The sequence below is a fragment of the Paenibacillus tyrphae genome (assembly GCF_027925525.1).
GTDB classification, from domain to species: domain Bacteria; phylum Bacillota; class Bacilli; order Paenibacillales; family NBRC-103111; genus Paenibacillus_G; species Paenibacillus_G tyrfis_B.
In genome coordinates this window covers 245,538-266,119 of sequence record NZ_BSDJ01000010.1, presented here as the reverse complement: position 1 = coordinate 266,119, position 20,582 = coordinate 245,538, and the positions used below count along the sequence as shown (strand labels likewise).

The following is a 20,582-nucleotide window of genomic DNA, read 5'->3' as shown; positions in this document are numbered from 1 at the left end:
CGGCGGAATATAGATAATAACGGCCCCCGCAGCGGACGAACGAAATGAACGGACGAACGGTCCCGGTCAGCCGCCGAAGTCCCACTTTCTTCAACTGCATCCAATTATCATCATTGACAACCAAATGAAAAGCACTACAATGATACTAAACTAAGTAGATAAAATTACTTGGTTTTAAGTTGTTCCACTCGTCTGTAGAATCTGCGTCAGAGCCGCAGCCGGAAGTCCTTTACGCTTCAAGCCCGCGCTCCCATGCGTTTCTCGTTATGTACAAAGGGGGAATCGGATTCTTTAAATAAAGCAAGACCTTCTGATCGAAGACAGATCGAAGATAGTCCGCTATTTATTTTATGAATCCTTGGAGGTCGTTCGGCATGAATCAAAAAACGTTAATCATCACGCTCGGCGCTTTGGCCGTTGCGATCAATGTCATTGCGGGAACGGTCGTCGGAAGCCTAAAAATTCCGTTCCTGTTTCTCGACGTCATCGGCACGATCTTTATCGCCGCCGTCTACGGCCCGTTCTGGGGCGCGCTGGTCGGCATCCTGACCAATCTGGTCCTGGGCGTGACGTCCGGCTATTCTTCGATACCTTTTGCGCTTGTGAACGCCACCGTCGGGCTGATTGTCGGCTATACTGCACGGAAATACGGATATACGCTGCGGTCGGCGCTCGTCTCGGGCCTCCTGCTGGGCATCATCTGCCCCGCCATCGGAACGGTCATCGCGATCGGCGTATTCGGCGGATTGACGGGCGGCGTACAGGATATTGCGGTGCTGTGGCTGAAGCAAGCCGGCAGCAGCTTATTCGCTTCGGCGTTTCTGCCCCGTCTGGCTGAAAATTTAATCGACAAAATCTTGTCGGCCCTGCTCGTCTACTACGTGATCAAAGGCATTCCGCAGTCGCTCCTCAAGCGGCCGACCAAACGCGGATCGAAGGGGGCTCCCCATGCAGCGCAGTAAAAAAATCATCGTCGCATCCCATTGCGTGCTGAATCAGAACGCCGTCGTCGCCGAGGAAGCCCGGAGTCCGGGCGTGATGAAATCGGCGGTCGATTGGGCGAATGAACAAGGATACGGCATCGTGCAGCTGCCCTGCCCCGAGTTCACGTTTCTCGGGCCGGAGCGGCCCCCGATGACGGTCGCGGAGTACGACACGCCGGAGTTTCACGCCCATAACCGGAATATCCTGCTGCCGTACGTTGAGCAGTTGAAAGTATATCAGGATCACGGCTACACGATTGCGGGCGGGCTCGGCATTAGCGGAAGCCCTTCCTGCGATCCGGGCAAAGGCGTCTTCATGCAGGACTTTTTGGCGCTGGCGGCAGAAAAAGGCGTGCATATCGACTTCTTCTGGCAAATTCCGAATACGGAGGACGGCTTGTTCGATCCCGCCGACGCGAGAAGCGTCTACGGCCCGATCGCCACTCCGGAAAGGCAGTGACTACGAGTTATGATCTCGATTCGAAACGTATCGTTTTCTTATACCGGCGGCGAACCGCCGGTTTGGGCGCTTCGCGACGTCAGCCTGGAGCTTGAGCCCGGCGAATTCGTCGCCTTCCTTGGCCCGAACGGCTCGGGCAAATCGTCGCTAACGAGGCTGCTGAACGGCATCGAACTGCCGACGGAAGGCTCGATCCTTGTCGAGGGCGACGATACTGCCGATCCCCATGCGGTCCCTTCCATCCGCAGGCGCGTCCAAATCGTATTTCAAAACCCGGAAAACCAGCAGGTCGGCCTGACAGTAGGCGAAGACATCGCTTTCGGGCTATCGAACATCGGCTGGCCGCAAGAGGACATGCAGCGCCGAATTCGCTGGGCGTTGAATGCGGTCCGGCTTGACGCCGACGAAGACCGCCTCGTAACGCAGCTGTCCGGCGGAGAGAAGCAGAAGCTGGCGCTGGCTTCCGTGCTGGCGCTTGCCCCCCGCTGCCTGATTCTCGACGAAGCGACCTCGATGCTGGACCCCGTCTCCCGGAAGCAGTTTGTGGAGACGCTGCACGAGGTTCGTCGCGAGCATCCGTTTACGCTGATCTACATCACCCACCACCTAGAGGAAGTGTTCGAAGCGGACCGCTGGGTGCTGTTCCGGCAAGGCGGCGTCCAGGCCGTCGGGAAGCCTGCGGACCTGTGGACGCAGGAAGAGCTGCTCTCCGGCTGCGGACTGGAGCTGCCTTACCCGCGCCGACTGGCGCTGGCGGCGCGGAGACTCGGCGTTCCCGTTTCCGATTCGCCCCGGCCGGAGGAATGGAGGAAGCTGCTATGCGTATCGAGCTGAAGAACGTGTCGTTCGCCTATGGCGCCTATGGCAAACGGCGGCGCAAAAAGGAGGCTTCCTCCTCGGTTCCGGCGGTGCTCAGGGAAATCGGGCTGACGATCGGCAAGGGCGAGATGCTGGCCGTTGCCGGCAAATCCGGCTCGGGGAAGTCGACGTTCACGCAGCTGCTCAAAGGGTTTCTGTCCCCGACCGAGGGCGAGCTGCTGCTGGACGGGGTCAACCCGCATACCGCCAAGCGTCCGGAGCTGTTCGACCGGGTCGGGTACATTTTTCAATATCCCGAGCATCAGCTGTTTGCGGCGACGGTGTTCGAGGACATCGCCTTCGGCCTGCAGCATGCCGGGCTGACGCCCGAAGCGAAGGAGGCGCAGGTCCGGGCGGCGATGACGGCGGTCGGCCTCGACGATGACGCGTTCGCAAGCCGGAGTCCGTTCGAGCTGAGCGGAGGCGAGAAGCGGCGTGCCGCCATCGCCGGCGTCATCGTGCTGGAGCCGGACGTGCTCATTCTCGACGAGCCGACGGCCGGTCTCGATCTCCCTTCGCGCCAAGCGCTGTTCGAGCTGCTGCACCGTTTGAACCGGGAGAACGGGATGACGATTCTGTGGGTCAGCCACCAGCTGGACGAAATTTTGGAGCACGCTTCCCGGCTCATTGCGCTGAAGGATGGCCGCTTTGTGGCCGACGGGCATCCGGCGCGATTGTTGTCCGATCCGCAGCTTCTGGCGGCCTTCGGCTGGGAGGAGCCTCCGGCGCTGGCTATACGCCGAATGCTTGGAGACGGCCCGGTCCTTCCCGAATCGGTCGAAGAGACCGCTCAACGGATCGCGCGAAGGTATGCGGAGCGGTCCAATCCAGTCCTACTTTCCTAAGGAGTGCCTGACCTATGTCCGCAACAAGCGATTTGATCTACCAAAAAAGAAACTCGTGGCTGGAGCGCTGGGACCCGCGCATGAAGATTGTCGCCGTGCTGCTGTTCGGCCTCAGTCTGCTGCTGAACCACCACCTGCTCCTGAAAAGCGCCCAGCTCGCGTTGCTCATCGCCCTCTGGGGCGTAGCCAAGCTCTCTTGGCGCGTGCTGGCGCTGACTTTTTTGTCCTTGCTGCTATTTTTTACGTCCACGATGATTTACCAGGCGATCCTCACCCCCGTTCCGGGGGATACGTGGATCACGATCGGCTTCGTCACATTCTCGGCGGAAGGCGCGGTGAAGGGCGTCGTCATGTGCGAGCAGATCGCCGGGATCGTGCTGCTCTTGTCGCTGCTCGTGCGGACGACTTCGCCGATCGTGCTCGCGGAAGGGCTGGAGCTGCTGCTTAGCCCTATGAAGAAGCTGAGGGTTCCGGTGCACGAAGCGGTGATGATGTTCTCCATCGCCCTTCGCTTCCTCCCGCTGCTGCTGGACGAGTTCGATAAAATCCGCAAGGCGCAGACGGCCCGGGGTGGAGGCTTTCACCGCAAAGGAGTAGCGGCCCGCTTCCGGGGCGTGCTGCCGATGCTGCTGCCCTTGTTCGTGCTCTCCATCCTGCGCGCCAGAGATTTGGCCGTTGCGATGGAGTCCCGCTGCTACCAAGGCGATACCGGACGGACGCCGATCCGCATATACCGGTTTCGCCCGCGCGACTACGCCGTGTTCGCTATTGCGCTGTCGAATTTGATGCTGATTCTGCTTTGGTAAGCTTGCCCGCTCCCGGCGCCATAGCCCTCTCCGATCCGGTTTCTCCGGTTCTCGAAGAGGGCTTGCTTGTTTTACGGCAGGCCGAATGTCGCCCATTCGAAAAGGAGGGATTTAACATAGGGATGCAGAAGTATTGGTAACTAGGAATTTTTGGGGTATTTTACAACAAAACGTTTGACGGAGTGATTGTTATCAACGAAACCTACACCAGAATTTTGGAAATCGCCTACCGGCTGTTCGCGGAGCATGGGTTTGACAAAACAAGCCTGTCGATGATAGCCAAAGAAGTCGGAATTTCCAAGCCCGCGATCTACTATCATTTTCCTTCCAAAGATGTGCTGATCGACGTTCTTTTCGATGAAATCGCGAAGGAAATCGATTTTTCGAAATCCTTCTCCATCCAGGACTATACGAAAGACAACTTCGAAGCAAAGCTGCTGGCCGACGGCTGCCGGATGATCGAGGACCAGCGGCAGGACGAATACTTCCCCCGCATCCTGAACGAATACTTGATCCGTGGCTCCCGCAACGAACCGAAATACGAGCAGCGGTTCCACGCGGTGACCGGGGGATTCGCCAGCGGATTCGAGGAGCTGCTGAAGCACGGCACGAAGCTTGGCGTCGTTCCGGACGAGCGGATTACGGCCAAGGCGCATATGCTCACCATGGTCATCGACAACATCGGCAACTTTATGATGATCGGCTTCAAATTCAACTATGAGGACATCTGGCAAGAGGCGGTCAAAAGCGTGCTTCGAAGTGAGGGATAAGCAAGTAAAAGCCAAACCACCTTTTCCAAAAGGAGTAGATGGCCGTGAATGCGAAACGGATTCGTTGCTCCGTGCTGCTCGCATCGATCCTTGGCATCGTCGGACTGACTTCGTGTTACCGGACCGGCGGCAATCCGGAAGCCACTCCGCCGGAGCCGGTCTCCGTCGTTCTGAACAGCTTGGGATTTACGTTCCCGAAGGGCCTGAACGAGAACCGTAACCCGTATCTCGACTACATCAAAGAGCGGACGAATCTGGATATCCGCGTCATTGTACCGCCTTCCGAAGGATATGAAGTGAAGCTGAACGCGCTCATGGCTTCCGGCAATCCTCCGGATATGCTGAGCGTGTTCAGCGACGTCTGGGTCGCCAACTATGCCAAGAGCGGCCTCCTCCAGCCGCTGAACGATTGGATCGACCGCTACGGCCCCGCGCTGAAGTCCGGCATCCCGAAGGAGGCCTGGGATAAAGTCACCCTCAACGGCAAAATCTATGCGATTCCCAGCGTCAACGATATACGCGGCACCGAGCTGATGTACGCGCGGAAGGATTGGCTGGACAAGCTCGGCCTGAAGCCGCCGCAAACGCTGGAGCAATATTACGAGGTCATTCGGGCGTTTGCCCGCAGCGGTCCCGCAGGCAGCGGCAAGCCCGAGACGCACGGGCTGATCCTCATCGAAAATTTGGGACGGTCCTCCCCTTTCTTCGGGGCGTTCGGCGTTCAGCTCGGCCAATGGCTGGAACGGGACGACAAGCTGGTGTATGCGGACATTTTGCCTGAAACGAAGGAAGCGCTTACTTTTCTCCATCGCCTGTACGCCGAGCGGCTTCTGGATCCCGAATTTCCGATCAACAAAAATCGGAACCTCGATCAAAAGGTCGCATCCGGGCAAGTCGGGCTGTTGTCGGCGACCTGGTACGATACGCGCGGGGCGATCGAGCTGAGCCGGAAAAACGACCCGCAGGCCGAGTGGATTCCCCTTGATTACCCTGTCGGACCGGCAGGCCGCAAGGGCACGTACGAGACTTCTCTGATCCGCCAGTATCAAGTCGTTCCTGCCCACAGCCTCCGGGCCGGAGCCGTCATCCGAATGCTGAACTTCATCGCCGGGGAAGGCAACCGCGAGCTGAAGCTCGGCTTCCGGAACCAAGTCTGGAGCGAGCGGGACGGGCGCATCGTGACCGACTTTACGGAGCATGACAAGCATCTGTACCGGGGCATGTATTCATCGCTTGTCGATGTCCCTTCCCCCGCCTTATTGAAGGAGCGGCTCGATTCGCTCGGCCCCCGCTTCCAGCTGTACTCGAACGTTCAGGCGGTCGAGCGGAATATCATTCGCGACGAATTTCAGGGTCCCCCCACCCCCGCCATGGAAAAGTACAAGAAGAAGCTGTCCGCGCTCCGCGACGTTTTCGTCAAAATGGTCGTCGGCGTCATTCCCTTGGACCAGTTCGAGTCGTATACGGACTGGTGGAGGCGGGAGGGCGGCGATGAAATCACGAAGGAAGTAAACGAGTGGTATCAAAAGCAGCGGGAGGTGCGTTGATGCGACTGTGGCCTTGGTTGTACAAGCGGTATACGGAAAAAATCCAGCTTCGTCTCACCGTGTATTTCGTTCTCGTGCTGGTCCCTCTCGTCATCGTCAGTCTGTTCGTCAACTTCCGTTCTCAGCGCATCCTGCTGGAGCAAACCGAGGAGCGGACCAAAGGCGCGCTGACCTCTTCGATGGACTATATCGATGTCACGCTGCAAAATGTGGAGCAAATCTCGACGCTGGCTGCCACGAACAACAACCTGCTGAAGCTGCTGAACGAGACGGGGCCGGATTTGACGGCGCAATCGTATATTAACTTTTCCGAGATCTCAAGGGAGCTCTCAAGCATCACCTCGATTAGCCCGATGGTCTCTCAAATTTTGCTGTATCACGCTTCCTCCCGAATGCTGTTGTCCACCGGCAGCGGGAGCAAGAAGATCGAGCATCCGCTTCAGGTGCTGAGGCTGCAGGAGCTTGCCGAGGCCGGAGGCTCTGCCATTGCTTACGTCATGCCCGACGTGGAGTTTCTGGAACGGAAGACGTTCGGCTCCGTCATGGACACGGACAGTATCTCACTGGTCCGTACGATGGATCTCAACAACCCGGACCGCGAGCCGAATCTGCTCATCATTACTTTGAACAAAGACAAGCTGCTCGACTTGCTCCTGTCGCTGCTGCCGTCGCCCCAAGCGCAAATTGCCCTATATAACGATAAGGGACATCTCGTGACAGGAACGGAAAGCGCCGAGAGGACGCGGACCAGCGCGGACGAAGGCAGCGAAAGCGGGTCCGAGATTTCGACGAAGGTCGATTCGGCCTACTACAAATGGTCGCTCGTGCTGTCCCAGCCGAAGGAAGAATTGTACCGGGAAACGAATCTAAACCGGATGTATACCTACATTATTATCGGAATCAGCATCGTGCTCGCTTGCCTCATCTCCTGGGGGGTGTACAGCGGCATCGCTTCTCCCGTGCAGCGTTTGCTGAAGGGGATGAAACGGGTCGGAAGCGGCAATTTTAACGTCCGGCTGGAAAACGACCGGGCCGACGAGCTCGGTTACTTGACCCGGGCGTTCAACAAGATGGTCGAAGAGCAGCGCCACCTGATCGAAAATTACTACGAACAGCAGCTGCAGCTCGCCAATACGGAGCTGAAATTTTTACAGTCGCAGATTAACCCGCACTTCCTCTACAATACGCTCGATTCGATTTATTGGACGGCCAAAAATTACGATGCCGACGAAATCAGCGAAATGGTGCTGAATTTATCGAACTTCTTCCGGCTCAGCCTGAGCAAGGGACGGGAAACGTTCTCCGTGGAAGAAACAGTCACGCACCTCCATTATTACATCCGGGTGCAGCAGCTTCGCTTTCTCGATTCGTTCACGGTCAGCTACGAGCTGGCCGAGGAAAGCAAGAACGTCCCCGTGCTGAAGCTGATTTTGCAACCTTTGGTGGAAAATGCGATTCTTCACGGGCTGGAGAAGCGCAGAGACGGTCATCTGCTCATCGCCAGCCGCATCGAGGAACGCTGTCTGGTGCTGACCGTGCAGGACAACGGGACCGGCATTCCCCCGGCACGGCTGGAGCATATCCGCAGCGAGCTGGCCAAGCTGGCCGCATATGAATCGGGGGCGCTATCGTATAGGCAATGCAACCCCAAGGACTTGTTCGGCCTGCGCAACGTCATGTCGCGCATTCTCATCGTCTACGGCCAACGGGCCGAACTGAAAATAGGCAGTACGGAGGGCCAGGGCACGACGGCGACACTGATTCTTCCGCTGGAGAAGTGCAAGGAGAATCACGAGTTGGAGCCGGCCCGCCCCGGGCTGCAGCAAGAGGTGAAGCTGGCATGAACTTATTCATTGTCGAAGACGAAATCCGCCTGCGCAACAGCCTGATGCATCATATTCCGTGGGAGGACCATGGCATCGAAGTGATCGGCACGGCGGAGAGCGGGCTCGAAGCGCTGGAGCTCTTCGAACGCAAGAAGCCGGATATCGTGCTGCTGGATATCGAAATGCCGCAGATGGACGGCATCACGCTGGCCCGCAAGCTGCAGGAGCTCGACCCGCTGGTGAAGCTGATCATCCTGAGCGGGCACGACAATTTCGAATTCGCACAGGCCGCGATGGACGCCGGGGTGATGAAGTATTTGCTGAAGCCCGCCGGAGACGAAGAAATCCTGAAAGCGGTGCTGGAAGCGGCCGAACAGCTTCGGCAGGAGCTGGAGCGGATCAGCAATCAGGCGATGCTGCAGGAGAAATGGCGGCAGCATTTGCCGCAGCTGCGCAGCAGCTTCTTCCGGCGCTGGGCGGAAGGAGCTTACAGCCTGCGCGAAGCGGTGCAGTACGGCAAGGATGTGCAGCTCGATCTGAAGCCGGACCTACAACTGGCGGTTGCCGTGCTCGATATGGACCCGCTCCCCGAAGCGGAAACCCGCTTCGGCCCGAAGGACCGGCAGCTGCTCTTATTTTCCCTCCACAGCATCGTCAGCGAGCTGCTTCAACGGTCCGGGCATTCGAGTTTTACCGATCCGGAAGGCCGTACCGTCATCCTGTTCGATGCGGGGCCGGACGAGGAACCGAACGGCGTTCTGCTGCATGCGCACACGACGGTGACCCGGCTGCTCGGGAAGGTGAAGGAATGTCTGAAGGTCACGGCGAGCGCGGGCATCAGCGGGGCGACCGGCGGCCCCGGGAAGCTGCACAAGCTGTATGCTCAAGCAGGCAAAGCGTTGCTGTGCCGCAAAATGTACGGGCGGGATATCGCGATTCCGTACCGGGAGGAGCCGGAAGGGACTTCCGCGCTTACGCTGCAGCCGACATTGGAGAAGGGGCTTGAGATTGCACTGGAGACAGGCGATCCCGGCAAGGCGGAGGAGCTGGCTTCCGCGCTGTGGGCGGAAGGAATGGGCCGGGCCGGGTCCGTGGATGACGTGCACGAGCATGTGCTTTATTTCGTCAGCCTGCTGACCCGGACGATCCAGCGCCAAGGCTGGCGGGTTAAGGAAGCGACCGGGGACGACTACGTGTTCTTCCACAATCCGCTGCTGATGACGACGAAGGAACAGATTCAGGCATGGCTGAGCCGTACGGTACGTCATATCGCCGCATACGTGCAGAACCAGCGCCGATGCATCAGCCATGATACGGTCCGGACGATCCTGGATATCGTCGAGAAGGAGCTGGATTCCGAGCTCACCCTGCATACGGTCGCGGACCGGCTGTACGTCAATTCGTCCTACTTGAGCAGGCTGTTCAAGCAGGAAACCGGGAAGCCGTTCTCCACGTACGTGCTGGAGCGCAAGATGGAAGCCGCCAAAGCCGCGCTGCTCAAAGGCGCCAAGGTGTACGACGCCGCCATGCTGACCGGGTACCGGGACGTGAGCTATTTTACGAAGGTGTTCCGTAAATATTGGGGCGTCACGCCGGGGGAGATGAAGCCCTGAAGCCGTGAACCGGCGCCGGAACAAAAAAATCGAACAAGCCGCGGGTAAGGGCTTGTTCGATTCGATTTCGCAAAAATTGCAACAATCAGATGTTATCTGGAGACGTTAATCGTCACGTTGTTTCCGGAAACGGTCACAGTCGCGTAATCCTCTACATCTTTGACCGGAGTTCGCGCCGCTCCGTCCACATTTACGTTTTTGAATTCGGCATAGTTCCTTCCCGTCACGCTTTCAGAGCCGGCAAGGGTCGCAAGCATTTTCCATTTACTTACGCTGGAAACATTCATATTCGCCACCTCCGCAACCGTCGTGAGGTACGTATCCGTTTGGGAAGAGCAGCTCATGTCGGAGCAAATGGCATACCCGCTGAGCGACAGCCGCACGCTGCCGTTCGAGTTCCGGTAAGCCGTCAGGTTTACATCCGTACCGAGCTTATACCCGTTCTTATACTGCACCTGATTATAGGGCGGCACCAACGTTCCGAATTGCTTGGAGCCTTTAAATACGGACAGCACGGGCAGCCACTTTTGATTATTGTACGCATTGCTGTACTGCAAGCCCATATCGGTTTCTACCCCTTGGCTGCCGGAGGTGCCGCTAAACCCGGCATAAATGTACGTTGCCCCTGAAGGCGAGCCCGTCAGCTGATTCGACGCCGCCAATCGCACCGTAGAGTTAAGGTACGAGCCGTTCCCATTGACGATCGCCCGGCCTCCGATGCCATCGGGAAGGTTGCCCGCCATTGCCGCGATCCGCTGGCCGGCACCGCCGCCCGTTTCCGAGGCTGCGGCTTCGTAGACGTAAACCTTCTCCTTCTCCTGCGTCGGGCTCTTCTCATAGAAATACGCGGTATCCCCGTCGATTAACGTGTAGTCGACCGTATGCCCGGCCGCAGTCGAGCTTCTCTGCAAGCCTTGGGCTTGTACGCTCTCCATTCCCGCCTTGCGCGCCTTGGCCAGTACCTCGTCGATTTTCGCAGCCGTCGCCGTCCGCGTAAAGTCCGTCACCTCCACTCCGCTCATTTCGATCGACGCCGGTGCGTCTCCGCTTTTCGAACGCCCCGGCGCATCGCTGGCGCTTATCGCCGTTGGGAACACCGCCATGACCGCTGCCGCGACGGCCAATAAAACAAACCTTTTCTTCATCCAAACCACTCTCCTTGGCTTTAAATGGAATTTCCACTTTAAGTCTACAAGATCCAAACAAATCCATATAAGGGAATATAATTACTTTATTTGGTATTCACATGACAACCCGTGGTAACTCAGCACCGTTTCCGTTTGCTTTCCGCCAAAAAACAATCAAACTACCAAAAAAGGTCATCGCCCTCTTCTACCCTCCCGGGCCTCCCCCCGGTACACTGAAATCAAGCTTCCCCGCACCGCAAACTGTCGTCGAATTAAGGAGGTGCCGCACCGCGTGCGAACCGGCAAAATTAAACGGGCACGGCTCTGGGCCGATGTCCGCCAAGACTGGGATTTGTATGCCGCGCTTGTTCCCGGCCTGCTGTTTCTGTTGTTGTTCAAATATACGCCGATGTACGGCATCGTCATCGCGTTCAAGGACTTCAACATCTTCGACGGCATGAGTGCCAGCCCGTGGGTCGGCTTCAAGCATTTTGAGAAGCTGCTGACCTCCTCCGGCTTCCTGCAAGTGTTTCGCAATACGCTGCTCATTTCCGTATACAAAATCGTTTTCTTTTTTCCGCTCCCGATTATCGTCGCCATTCTGATGAACGAACTGAAACATATGCTGTTCAAGCGCACCATTCAGACGATCGTCTACCTGCCGCACTTTTTGTCCTGGGTGATCGTCAGCGGGCTGTTCATCGATCTGCTGTCGGTCAACGGAGGGATCGTGAACCGGTGGATCGCCCTGCTGGGCGGGGAGCCGGTGAAGTTTTTTCTGGACGGTGAGGTCTTCCGCTCTGTGCTCGTCGCCTCCGCCGGCTGGAAGGAGGTCGGCTGGAGCACGATCGTCTACTTGGCCGCCTTGACCGGCATCGATCCGCAGCTGTACGAAGCGGCCAAGATGGACGGGGCGAACAAATGGAAGCAGACGCTGCACATTACGCTGCCGGGCCTCGTGCCGATCATCCTGCTCATGTTCATTTTGCGGCTCGGGTCGATTCTGGAGGCAGGAACCGAGCAGATTCTCGTCATGTACAACCCGAGCGTCTACCACGTGGCCGACGTCATCGGAACGTACGTGTACCGGATCGGCCTCGGGGAGCAGGATTACAGCTTCTCCACGGCGGTCGGCTTGTTCGAATCCGTCATCGCCTTCGTGCTGATCGTGACCGGCAACGGGATGGCGCGAAAATATTTAAAGCGCGGCATCTGGTAAAAGGAGGAGCCTCATGATCAAAATGTCACACGCTGCAAAGTCCGCACTCCGCCAACGCCCACGCCGCGGCAGCATGTCGGCTTCGCCCGCCGGGCGGGCGTTCACGGCGCTGAACTACGCGTTCTTCGTGCTGCTCGGCTTGACTACGATGTTCCCTTTCCTGAATCTGATCGCCAAATCGCTGAGCAGCGAGGAAGCCGTCGTCTCCGGGCGCGTCTCGCTGCTGCCGGTAGATTGGCAGATCGGCACGTACCGGTACGTCATGAGCCAATCGCTGTTCCTCGCTTCGTTTCAAGTCTCGGTGTTCGTTACGGTCGCAGGGACGCTGCTGGCGCTGTTCATGACGACGCTGGCGGCCTACCCGCTGTCCAAACCCCGGCTGCGCGGCCGAAAATGGTTCATTCTGATGTACATTTTCACCATGCTGTTCAGCGGGGGGCTTATCCCGACCTATCTCCTGATGCAAAGCCTGCAGCTGATCGACAAGCTGCCGGTGCTGTTCCTGCCCGCCATGATCAGCGTTTACAACATGCTCATCATTAAAAATTATTTCGAGAGCCTGCCCGACAGTCTGGAGGAATCGGCGAAGCTCGACGGGGCGGGCAATCTGACGATCCTGTGGCGCATCACGCTGCCGCTGTCCCTGCCTGTGCTGGCAACGATCGCGCTGTTTTACGCCGTGGCGTTCTGGAACGATTACTTCGCTTCGCTGATCTACATCAACACCCCGGAGAACAAGCCGCTGCAGCTGTATTTGAAGGAGCTGTTCGTCTCCTCCAGCGATACGTTCCTGCAGCTCGGCGCACAGATGAACGTGGACGCGGCCATGAACACGTCGCCGCAAGCGATTCAAGCGGCCTCGATTCTGCTCGCGACCTTGCCGATCCTGCTCGTGTACCCGTTCCTGCAAAACTATTTCGTCAAAGGCGTTCTTGTCGGCTCGGTCAAGGAATAACCGTAGTGAACCATGTCTTTACTTCAACCATGACCATCCAAAGGAGGTTTTTCGATGACCAAGAAACTGGCTGCCATCCTGTCCGTGACCGTACTCGCTTCCATCGCAACTGCCTGCGGCGGCGGGGGTCCGGCCCCCGAACCGACCAAATCGGGCACAGCGAAGCCGCAACTGCGCCAGCTGCTACAGTACAACCGGTTCGATCCGAACAACAACCCGGTCGGCAAATACTTGAAGGAAAAAACCGGCTACGACGTCAAGTACGATATGCTGCCGGTCGAAAACGCCGACGAAAAGCTGAACCTGCTCATGGCGAACAAGGAGCCCTACGATATCATGAAGCTGAACGCGAACCAGTACGCCAAGCTGTCTTCCTCCGGCGCGCTGGAGCCGCTGGACGACTTGATCCGGAAGTACGGCAAAAACATGCAGGAAGCGATCGGCCCAGCCTCGTGGAACGGCGCCAGACTGAACGGCAAATTGTACGCCATCCCGGAAGGCAGCTCGGGCGTGGCAACCGGAACGGCGCTCGTGTACCGGCAGGATTGGCTCGATGAACTGGGGCTGAAGCCTCCGGCGACCCGCGACGAGCTGTATGCCGTGCTGAAGACGGTCAAGGAGAAGAAAAACGTCATCCCGATAACCGGGGGCAAAGATCCGTTCCACGCGGAGATCGGCTCCACCTTTGGCTGGTATTACGGTCCGGGCACGAACTGGAGAGAGAGCGACGGCAAAATCGTGCATATGGTCGAAGACCCCAAGACGAAGGACTATCTCGCGTTCATGAAGAAGCTGTACACCGAGGGGCTGCTCGACGCGGAATGGGCGATCAACCAGCCGAACAAGCTGCTGGAGAAGTTCACGAGCGGCAAGGCGTTCATGTTCCGGTCCGGGTGGTGGGACGCCGCCAATCTCAACAACGCGCTGGCCAAAAACTTCCCGGACGCCAAGATCGGCATCCTGCCTTACTTGACGGGAGACAGCGGGAAAGCGGCGCAGGTCGGCACCGGCGGCATTCCGTGGTTTATCGCCATCCCGAAGTGGTCTCCGAATAAAGAGGAAGCGATGAAGTATTTGGACCTCAAGCTGGAGAAGGATATTTTCAAGGGACTGGCCATCGGCCAGGAAGGGGTACACCATGAAGTGAAGGGCGGCAAGTACTATCCGATCCTGCCCAAATTTAACGACGAATGGAACTTCGGAAGCGACTTCCTGACGGGAACGGACGAGAAAAATTACGAGGCGTACTGGCAGGCGCGCGTTCGCAAAAACGGGTTCGTCCAGAGCTATTACGAAACGTACCAAGCGAATGCGAAAGGAATCCTGTACACCGACGCGCTGACCTACGCCCCGCCGATGGCGGACATCTCGAAACACTCGCAGAAGCTGCAAAAGCAGGCCGAGGATGCCTTCATCAAGTACGTCACCGGGGCCGAGCCGCTGGAAACCTACGACAAGTTTCTGGAGCAGTGGAAAGCAAGCGGCGGCAGCGACATGACCAAAGCGGCCAACGAATGGTACAAGAGAAGCCGCAAGTAAACGCCGCACAACAGCCCGCCCGACCTTTTATGGTTACGGCGGGCTGCTCACGATATGCTCACGATAGTGAGGTTAAATTTTCGCCGGCCGTTGGCGGGAATCATTCTTATCTTCGTTTGGAAGCTTGATTTTTAACCAGATGCAGACAGACGCGAGCACCAGAAACAATACGCCGCTCCAAGTAATCTGGCGTGTTCCCATATGGGCCAGAAACCACCCGCCCAGAGCGGTGCCAAGCGTGACGCCCAAATTTGCAAAAGAAACAAATAAACTGTTGGCAAACTCCGGTGCTTCCGTGGCCTCCGAGGTTAGCCAAGTTTGGCTTACAATCAGACCGCCGGTAAAAACGGCCCCCCATACGATGATGATTGCAATCACGGGAATGGAGTAGCTTCCGACACAAAATATCAGTAATTGAACACTCCCACCACCTGCGCTAATGGCGCTGAAGTGGGGGATTCTTGCGAACAGAGAAGCATCCTTCTCTTCTTGAGCAAGCGATCCCTGCGGTTCCCGCAGTTCAGTTGGGCTTTGCCAACAAACGCAGTCCTTCTTGCAAGATGTTCATGCTGGCATTGTGGTCACGGTCATGGTGCATGCCGCATCCTGAACAGGTCCACGCTCGCATGTTTAGATTTTTCACTTCGGGGTTGCGTGATTGGCATACATGACAAAGTTGACTGCTTGGATAGTTTTTGGCGACCATGCTGATTGTGCGACCATACCACGTTGCTTTATATTCCAGCATCGTGCGAAAGCTTGACCAGCTTGCTTCAGCAATGGACTTTGCTAACTTGTGATTTTTCATTAGACTTAGAACCTGCAAATCTTCCAGACAGATCGTTTGGTTTTCACGGATCCACTTGGTCGAGAGCTGATGGAGAAAGTCTTGCCGAGCGTTAGCGATCGCTCATGCATGCGAGCGACTTTTTGCTTCGCTTTTAGATAGTTGGCTCCTCCTTTCAGTCGACGAGACAAACGTCGCTGCCAAAACGCAAGTTGCTTTTCGTAGGTGTGCAGGTGCTTGGGACTCGCAACGTTTTCTCCACTGCTGCAAACGGCAAACGACTTGATGCCGAGGTCTATGCCGATGGCGGTATCCACGTGAGGAAGCGGCTGGATGTCTGCTTCACACAGGATCGAAACGAAGTACTTGCCTGTGCCGTTTCGACGCACCGTAGCAGACAAGATCCGTCCTTCGATTTCACGGGACTTGGCAAAGCGCACCCATCCCAGCTTCGGAAGTTTCAGCAGATCGCAGGCAACGGCAATATTGCCGTTCGTAAACTTCGTGGTGTAGCTTTGGACGGGATTGCGTTTGCTCTTGAATCGAGGCGGATCGTTTTGCTTTCGAAAGAAGCGATCAAACGCATCGGCCAGGCTGCGAACGGCGGATTGCAAAGCAATGCTGTCCACGTCCTTGAGCCAAGGCCATTCCTTTTTCAACGCTGGCAGCCCGGTTGCGCAGGTCTGGTAAGACAAGCCTCTGCCTGTTTCTTGGAAGGTGTCGTTCCACCTCGCAAGAAAGTGGTTAAAGACAAAGCGAGCGCATCCAAACATCTGGTGGATCAGCGTCGTTTGCTCCTCCGTAGGGTAGATGCGAAAGCGAAAAGCTTTATGATGCAACATGCAAGCATTTACCTCTTTTGGTGATTTTATTACAATTATAGCACGTATGTTCGCATTCGTACACAAGAGATGCTGATTCATCTCCCCCTTATCGAAGAGGGAGTCTTCTCAGCCTTAACGATAAATGGCGCCAAGCACAAGAGGATAAAAAACAATGGTTTTTAGCCTATTTTTGCTTAAATATTTCGCCGCTTGCAGATTTCCAAAAATACCGCTGAGCCCAAAAAGAACTAACATGACGCTTACGGTTTTACCGTTCATCCCTGTGACGACCTTGAGAAATTCCGCAAAATAGGAGTAGACAGAATATAAGGCCGCCAGGATGAAGCAAGCCGCTGCAACGTTAAGCCATAGCTGCGGTTTTGTCAAAATGGTCAATTGCTCGCCATAGGATAATTTGCTTTTTACGGGTAATGACGGAATAAAAGCCGCAATTCCAGCCAGTGCGATGGCATTGATGATAGAGGAAAAAAGAAATGCGGCTTTAAGCGAAAACTGATCCCCGATAAACGATGTGATCGGAACGCCTATGACCATCCCGACCGTTAGCCCAATAAAAACTTTGGCCACGGCCGTAGCGCTCTGCTCTTTCGAAACGGAGCTTGCTGCCGCTGCGAATGCTACAGAAAAATAAACCGGATGAAGAAATGCGGGCAGCAGCCGAAACAGCAATAAGGCGGTAAAGGTTGGGGCAAAGGCGGAAAATAGATTCGAAATGGCGAAAACGGCGAGCACTCCAGCCAAAATCTTTTTTCGGTTTATACCGGAAAATAAAAGTGTCATACACGGACCGGAAACGGCAATGATCAATGCAAACATGCTTACAAGCGTGCCTGCTTGAGAGGCGCTTATTTGAAAGTGCTCCGCAATTTGCGGCAAAATGCCCACGATGCCAAGCTCCGTATTTATTATGCCGAATACTCCGAGAACGATAGAAAATGTGAGGAATGACTTGTTCATTTGCAAGGGTGTTCATCCTTTCGATTGCGCAATATCAAAGTATTGGTATATTTTTAGTTGGTTTTAATCCGGTCCCGCCTTATAATTCGCTATGAAAAACGGCAAAGGACTTGTTTCATACTTACTTTTGTGGCTTTTCGGGCTTTTGCTTTAAGGCGTTTGAGGCGTAATAATTGTTCTCCATTTCCTTATAAGTAACGATTTTATCGGCGAGTAAATGAAGATTATTCTGGAGTTCAATCATATTTTGTTGAACTGCTCTGTAATGTTCTTCGAGGAGAATCCTCCTTGCCGTTAGAGTCGAATCCCCCTGCCTCCGCAGTTCAGCGATTTCCAGCATTCCGGTGATCGGCATTCCGGTAGCCTTAAGCCGAGTTAGAAACTCAATCCAAGTGATATCCATGGATGAATAGCAACGGTATCCATTTTCATTGCGATGAATGGAGCACAGGAGACCTATTTTTTCATAATACCGAAGGGTGTGGACACTAAGACCTGTAGCCGCAGCGACTTGGCGAATGGTTAATAATTTTTCCATGCTCAAAGTATATACCTTCGAGTAAACTCGAATGCAAGCAGTAATTTTGCTCTACAAAAAAAGCTTTTTTCTAAAAGATTGTTGCTTTATAGATGACAGTAGTGGGATTATCCTAAAAATGTTATGATTGCATCAGTTTAAGATAGCCGCATGACCTAGCGGTAAATATTGTAAACGAAAGGGCGTTATTTATGAAGGTTGCAAGCGCAACAATGGATGACCTTAAAGGATGGTTAGAGCTAGCTTCTGAGGTTGAATACCTATTTGGACCAATGGTAAATGATCCAAAGTTTATACAAGCATTAGAGAAGAATATAAATCAAGATAGCGCTTATTGTGTGAGAGAGAACGATGGATTACCTGGTTCTAAATTGCTCGGTGGAATTTTATTTTCAGCATCAAATGCCCCAAAATATAAAATTGGTTGGTTATCTGTTTCATCGAAAGCGAGAAATACAGGAATAGCAACAGCTTTGGTAGGTCATGTTTTGAGACTTATCACTGTTCCATCAGAAGTAGTAGTTATTACATTTGGTGATGATATTCCAGATGGGCAACCCGCAAGAAAGTTGTACCAGAAGTTTGGTTTCATTCCGTTAGACGAGTTAATTCCAAATGGTCCAGAAGGAGGTAGTCGTCAGAAATTTAAGTTGGATTGCCTAAAAGAACCTACTTTCGTAAAGTTTGGCTTTTGACATGATGCCATAAGCATTGCTTTTGGGGTCATTTTTTCTCTAATTTCCTTATTCGTCTCTAAGAAGCGGAACCAAAATAAATAGTTATCCAAGTATCGTGTAGCCACACCATTAAATCGATTCATCCAATTTTTGAGGCGACTGTGATACGAATTCACATGTTGGATATGATAGATACCTTTCTTTACATGTACGCCTTTACGAGCATTTATTACTTCATGGTTGATACTTTTTTGTTTTGCAAATGATTTATAGTTGGTTGCAGAATCCGTACATAATACAGCATCTTATGGATAACTTTGCCAATGGCTTGATTGATTTGAACAGAAGTTATTCGCCCACGTCCTGCCAATTGTGAGAAGATACCACCATTTCGGTCATTAGCTACAACAACACAAATCTGTTCATTACTAATGCCTCGTTTTTGGGCTGAACCACCACGTTTGCGTGATTTACGGTGTCAAATCCCACCTTTTTTGCCCTTCTCGCTTTCTATGAAATGGGTTTCATCACTTTCAACAAGACCCCTTAGAGTGGTATGACCCAGTGAGCGTATTGCATTCAAGATTTTATGTCGCCAATAAAAGGCAGTGGATATATGGATCTCTAATTTTTGCGCAATTTTGGGTGATGATTTACCTTTACCTTCAACCATCATTTCAAAGTATCGAAGCCACTTATGAGGGTGATGTATACCAGAGAGTGGACTTCCGCTCATGTCGTTAAAGGTTTTTCCACAATCCTTGCACAAATAGCGTTGCCGTGAACGATACTTTCCGTTTCGTTTCAAACTCAGACTCCCACAGTGAATACAAGCTAGCCCGTTACTAAATCGAACTTCACGTATGCCTTCAATCATGTTTGTGATATTGGTTTTCTGTTCTGGATACAATGTATCCTTAATGGCATCATACAATTTGACCTTTCCGGTATGGGGTATATCGTAGAACTTTTCATAAAGTTCTGACCACTCCACGGAAATCAGCTCACTTTTTGTAGTATTGATACTGTTATTATAACAAAATTTGGGCTAGGTTCGTTTTATAGCAACAATATTTCAGAAAAAAGCTATAAAAAACGAAACCCGCCATAACCGGGTTAGGCGGGCGTAGCGTATGCTCTTCGCAGCGATAGTTAAAATCGAATTTCGGCGCCTTGAGCGGCGGACTCGTAAATGCCGCACAGCATCTTCATCATCTCGACGCCGTCCTCCACCGGGCTGATCGTTTCCTTCGCGCCCCGGCATACCTCGATAAAATAATCGATCTCATCCTGAAAGCCGGAGGCGAAATCGAACGACAGATTGTTGATCTGCGGGACGATATTCAAAATCGTGTCGTGCCGCTCCGTAATGATCGCAAGCTTCGGCTCCAGCTCCACACCGCCCTTCTCGCCGTACAGCTTGACGGTCAGCTCGTCTTCCTTGGCGTGCAGGGAGAAGCTGACGTCCACAAGCAGGGAAGCCCCGTTCTCGAAGCGGATCATGGCATTCGCCAAATCCTCCACATCGTTGTGTCCGGCGTCGTAATCAGCGGCCTTGTAGAACGCGAGATTTTTGACGTTGGAGCGGTTCCCGAGCTTGCGGTACGTATTGCCGGATACGGACTTGACCTTCGGCCTGCCCATCATATACCAGCACAGATCGATCACGTGAACGCCCACGTCGATCAGCGGTCCCCCGCCGGAACGCTCGATATCCGCGAACCAGCCGCCCGGGTTGCCCAGTCTGCGGATGCAGGACGCTTTGGCATAGTAAATGTCGCCGAGCTCCCCGTTGTCCGCAAACTGCTTGACGATACGCGTGTTGGCGGCGTATCTGCGCACAAAGCCGACCTGCAGCGTTTTCCCGCTGCGGCGCACGGCCTGTTCTACGGCTAACGCTTCCTCCACCGTCTTGCAAAGCGGCTTCTCGCAGAGCACATGCTTCCCCGCATCGAGCGCTGCAATGCTGATTGGCGCGTGGCCGTTATTCCACGTGCAGATGCTGACAGCGTCGATATCGGGGCGGGACAGAAGCTCGCGATAATCCGTATACACGTGCGGAATGCCGTATTTTTCCGCCTTCGCTTGCGCTCTCGTTTCGTTCAGGTCGCAGATGGCTGCGAGTTCTGCTCGGGGATTGTTCCGATACGATTGCAGATGCAATTCCGAGATCGAACCCGCTCCGATGATGGCAATGCGGATTTTATTGCTCATGAAAGCTACACCTCGT

Annotated in this window: 18 protein-coding genes and 2 pseudogenes; 13 read left to right on the top strand and 7 right to left on the bottom strand. The window is 54.6% G+C overall.

From position 1 onward, the window contains the following. Window positions 1-374 precede the first annotated feature (374 nt). The 9 genes from QMG93_RS14710 to QMG93_RS14670 all read left to right on the top strand — a co-directional run bounded on the left by QMG93_RS14710 (window position 375) and on the right by QMG93_RS14670 (window position 9,708). Complete coding sequence (locus QMG93_RS14710; protein ID WP_281937631.1) at window positions 375-962, top strand: CD3073 family putative ECF transporter S component; 588 nt, start codon at window positions 375-377, stop codon at window positions 960-962. After that, complete coding sequence (locus QMG93_RS14705; protein ID WP_281937629.1) at window positions 949-1,443, top strand: CD3072 family TudS-related putative desulfidase; 495 nt, start codon at window positions 949-951, stop codon at window positions 1,441-1,443. The genes QMG93_RS14710 and QMG93_RS14705 overlap by 14 nt, the downstream gene beginning before the upstream one ends. A gap of 9 nt (window positions 1,444-1,452) precedes the next feature. Next, complete coding sequence (locus QMG93_RS14700) at window positions 1,453-2,277, top strand: ATP-binding cassette domain-containing protein (RefSeq protein WP_281937627.1); 825 nt, start codon at window positions 1,453-1,455, stop codon at window positions 2,275-2,277. Further along, on the top strand, window positions 2,262-3,146 hold the full coding sequence (locus tag QMG93_RS14695) for an ATP-binding cassette domain-containing protein (RefSeq protein ID WP_281937626.1): 885 nt from the start codon (window positions 2,262-2,264) through the stop codon (window positions 3,144-3,146). Before QMG93_RS14700 ends, QMG93_RS14695 begins: the two co-directional genes overlap by 16 nt. Window positions 3,147-3,160: 14 nt before the next feature. Continuing rightward, a complete protein-coding gene (locus tag QMG93_RS14690) occupies window positions 3,161-3,952 on the top strand; it encodes an energy-coupling factor transporter transmembrane component T family protein (RefSeq protein ID WP_281937624.1) in 792 nt (263 codons plus the stop codon). 182 nt (window positions 3,953-4,134) lie between these two features. After that, window positions 4,135-4,722, top strand: coding sequence for a TetR/AcrR family transcriptional regulator (locus QMG93_RS14685; protein WP_281937622.1), 588 nt, complete (start codon window positions 4,135-4,137; stop codon window positions 4,720-4,722). Between the two features lie 38 nt (window positions 4,723-4,760). Further along, the gene (locus tag QMG93_RS14680) at window positions 4,761-6,269 is read left to right on the top strand and encodes an extracellular solute-binding protein (protein WP_281937620.1); all 1,509 of its coding nucleotides are present in this window, start codon (window positions 4,761-4,763) and stop codon (window positions 6,267-6,269) included. After that, on the top strand, window positions 6,269-8,113 hold the full coding sequence (locus tag QMG93_RS14675; protein WP_281937618.1) for a sensor histidine kinase: 1,845 nt from the start codon (window positions 6,269-6,271) through the stop codon (window positions 8,111-8,113). Before QMG93_RS14680 ends, QMG93_RS14675 begins: the two co-directional genes overlap by 1 nt. Beyond that, a complete protein-coding gene (locus tag QMG93_RS14670; protein WP_281937616.1) occupies window positions 8,110-9,708 on the top strand; it encodes a response regulator in 1,599 nt (532 codons plus the stop codon). The genes QMG93_RS14675 and QMG93_RS14670 overlap by 4 nt, the downstream gene beginning before the upstream one ends. A gap of 92 nt (window positions 9,709-9,800) precedes the next feature. Here the strand turns inward: QMG93_RS14670 and QMG93_RS14665 are convergent, their stop codons facing one another. Beyond that, the gene (locus tag QMG93_RS14665; RefSeq protein ID WP_281937614.1) at window positions 9,801-10,853 is read right to left on the bottom strand and encodes a YrpD family protein; all 1,053 of its coding nucleotides are present in this window, start codon (window positions 10,851-10,853) and stop codon (window positions 9,801-9,803) included. A gap of 274 nt (window positions 10,854-11,127) precedes the next feature. On the opposite strand from QMG93_RS14665, the gene QMG93_RS14660 reads away from it, so the two are divergent. The 3 genes from QMG93_RS14660 to QMG93_RS14650 are packed head-to-tail and all read left to right on the top strand — an operon-like array spanning window position 11,128 to window position 14,548. Beyond that, window positions 11,128-12,054 (top strand): ABC transporter permease, encoded by a 927-nt coding sequence (locus QMG93_RS14660; RefSeq protein ID WP_281937612.1) that lies wholly within the window; start codon window positions 11,128-11,130, stop codon window positions 12,052-12,054. 13 nt (window positions 12,055-12,067) lie between these two features. Continuing rightward, window positions 12,068-13,009: a carbohydrate ABC transporter permease gene (locus tag QMG93_RS14655; RefSeq protein ID WP_413789297.1), complete on the top strand. Its 942-nt coding sequence runs from the start codon at window positions 12,068-12,070 to the stop codon at window positions 13,007-13,009. A gap of 54 nt (window positions 13,010-13,063) precedes the next feature. After that, window positions 13,064-14,548: an extracellular solute-binding protein gene (locus tag QMG93_RS14650; RefSeq protein ID WP_281937610.1), complete on the top strand. Its 1,485-nt coding sequence runs from the start codon at window positions 13,064-13,066 to the stop codon at window positions 14,546-14,548. 72 nt (window positions 14,549-14,620) lie between these two features. Here the strand turns inward: QMG93_RS14650 and QMG93_RS14645 are convergent, their stop codons facing one another. The 4 genes and pseudogenes from QMG93_RS14645 to QMG93_RS14630 all read right to left on the bottom strand — a co-directional run bounded on the left by QMG93_RS14645 (window position 14,621) and on the right by QMG93_RS14630 (window position 17,675). After that, entirely contained in the window at window positions 14,621-14,989 is a 369-nt protein-coding gene (locus QMG93_RS14645) for an MFS transporter (protein WP_331488642.1), read from the bottom strand. Window positions 14,990-15,068: 79 nt separating this feature from the next. Further along, window positions 15,069-16,177: pseudogene (gene tnpB / locus QMG93_RS14640) on the bottom strand (IS200/IS605 family element RNA-guided endonuclease TnpB). A gap of 114 nt (window positions 16,178-16,291) precedes the next feature. Then, the gene (locus QMG93_RS14635) at window positions 16,292-17,137 is read right to left on the bottom strand and encodes an MFS transporter (RefSeq protein WP_281937674.1); all 846 of its coding nucleotides are present in this window, start codon (window positions 17,135-17,137) and stop codon (window positions 16,292-16,294) included. A gap of 121 nt (window positions 17,138-17,258) precedes the next feature. Continuing rightward, complete coding sequence (locus tag QMG93_RS14630) at window positions 17,259-17,675, bottom strand: MerR family transcriptional regulator (protein WP_281937671.1); 417 nt, start codon at window positions 17,673-17,675, stop codon at window positions 17,259-17,261. Between the two features lie 191 nt (window positions 17,676-17,866). Between QMG93_RS14630 and QMG93_RS14625 the strand changes: the two genes are divergently transcribed. Beyond that, complete coding sequence (locus QMG93_RS14625) at window positions 17,867-18,370, top strand: GNAT family N-acetyltransferase (protein WP_281937607.1); 504 nt, start codon at window positions 17,867-17,869, stop codon at window positions 18,368-18,370. Here the strand turns inward: QMG93_RS14625 and QMG93_RS14620 are convergent. Both QMG93_RS14620 and QMG93_RS14615 read right to left on the bottom strand, forming a co-directional pair. Further along, window positions 18,313-19,352, bottom strand: a pseudogene (locus tag QMG93_RS14620) (IS1595 family transposase). The gene QMG93_RS14625 and the pseudogene QMG93_RS14620 overlap by 58 nt on opposite strands. A 152-nt stretch (window positions 19,353-19,504) precedes the next feature. Beyond that, window positions 19,505-20,566 carry a Gfo/Idh/MocA family protein gene (locus tag QMG93_RS14615; RefSeq protein WP_281937606.1) on the bottom strand — a complete coding sequence of 354 codons (1,062 nt, stop codon included), beginning with the start codon at window positions 20,564-20,566 and terminating at the stop codon, window positions 19,505-19,507. Between the last annotated feature and the right edge of the window lie 16 nt (window positions 20,567-20,582).

Coding starts and splice junctions, on each gene's coding strand:
- QMG93_RS14705 (WP_281937629.1), top strand. CDS start 949: ATGCAGCGCAGTAAAAAAATCATCGTCGCATCCCATTGCGTGCTGAAT.
- QMG93_RS14630 (WP_281937671.1), bottom strand. CDS start 17,675: ATGGAAAAATTATTAACCATTCGCCAAGTCGCTGCGGCTACAGGTCTT.
- QMG93_RS14635 (WP_281937674.1), bottom strand. CDS start 17,137: ATGAACAAGTCATTCCTCACATTTTCTATCGTTCTCGGAGTATTCGGC.
- QMG93_RS14670 (WP_281937616.1), top strand. CDS start 8,110: ATGAACTTATTCATTGTCGAAGACGAAATCCGCCTGCGCAACAGCCTG.
- QMG93_RS14625 (WP_281937607.1), top strand. CDS start 17,867: ATGAAGGTTGCAAGCGCAACAATGGATGACCTTAAAGGATGGTTAGAG.
- QMG93_RS14695 (WP_281937626.1), top strand. CDS start 2,262: ATGCGTATCGAGCTGAAGAACGTGTCGTTCGCCTATGGCGCCTATGGC.
- QMG93_RS14615 (WP_281937606.1), bottom strand. CDS start 20,566: ATGAGCAATAAAATCCGCATTGCCATCATCGGAGCGGGTTCGATCTCG.
- QMG93_RS14655 (WP_413789297.1), top strand. CDS start 12,068: ATGATCAAAATGTCACACGCTGCAAAGTCCGCACTCCGCCAACGCCCA.
- QMG93_RS14675 (WP_281937618.1), top strand. CDS start 6,269: ATGCGACTGTGGCCTTGGTTGTACAAGCGGTATACGGAAAAAATCCAG.
- QMG93_RS14680 (WP_281937620.1), top strand. CDS start 4,761: ATGGCCGTGAATGCGAAACGGATTCGTTGCTCCGTGCTGCTCGCATCG.
- QMG93_RS14665 (WP_281937614.1), bottom strand. CDS start 10,853: ATGAAGAAAAGGTTTGTTTTATTGGCCGTCGCGGCAGCGGTCATGGCG.
- QMG93_RS14710 (WP_281937631.1), top strand. CDS start 375: ATGAATCAAAAAACGTTAATCATCACGCTCGGCGCTTTGGCCGTTGCG.
- QMG93_RS14700 (WP_281937627.1), top strand. CDS start 1,453: ATGATCTCGATTCGAAACGTATCGTTTTCTTATACCGGCGGCGAACCG.
- QMG93_RS14690 (WP_281937624.1), top strand. CDS start 3,161: ATGTCCGCAACAAGCGATTTGATCTACCAAAAAAGAAACTCGTGGCTG.
- QMG93_RS14650 (WP_281937610.1), top strand. CDS start 13,064: ATGACCAAGAAACTGGCTGCCATCCTGTCCGTGACCGTACTCGCTTCC.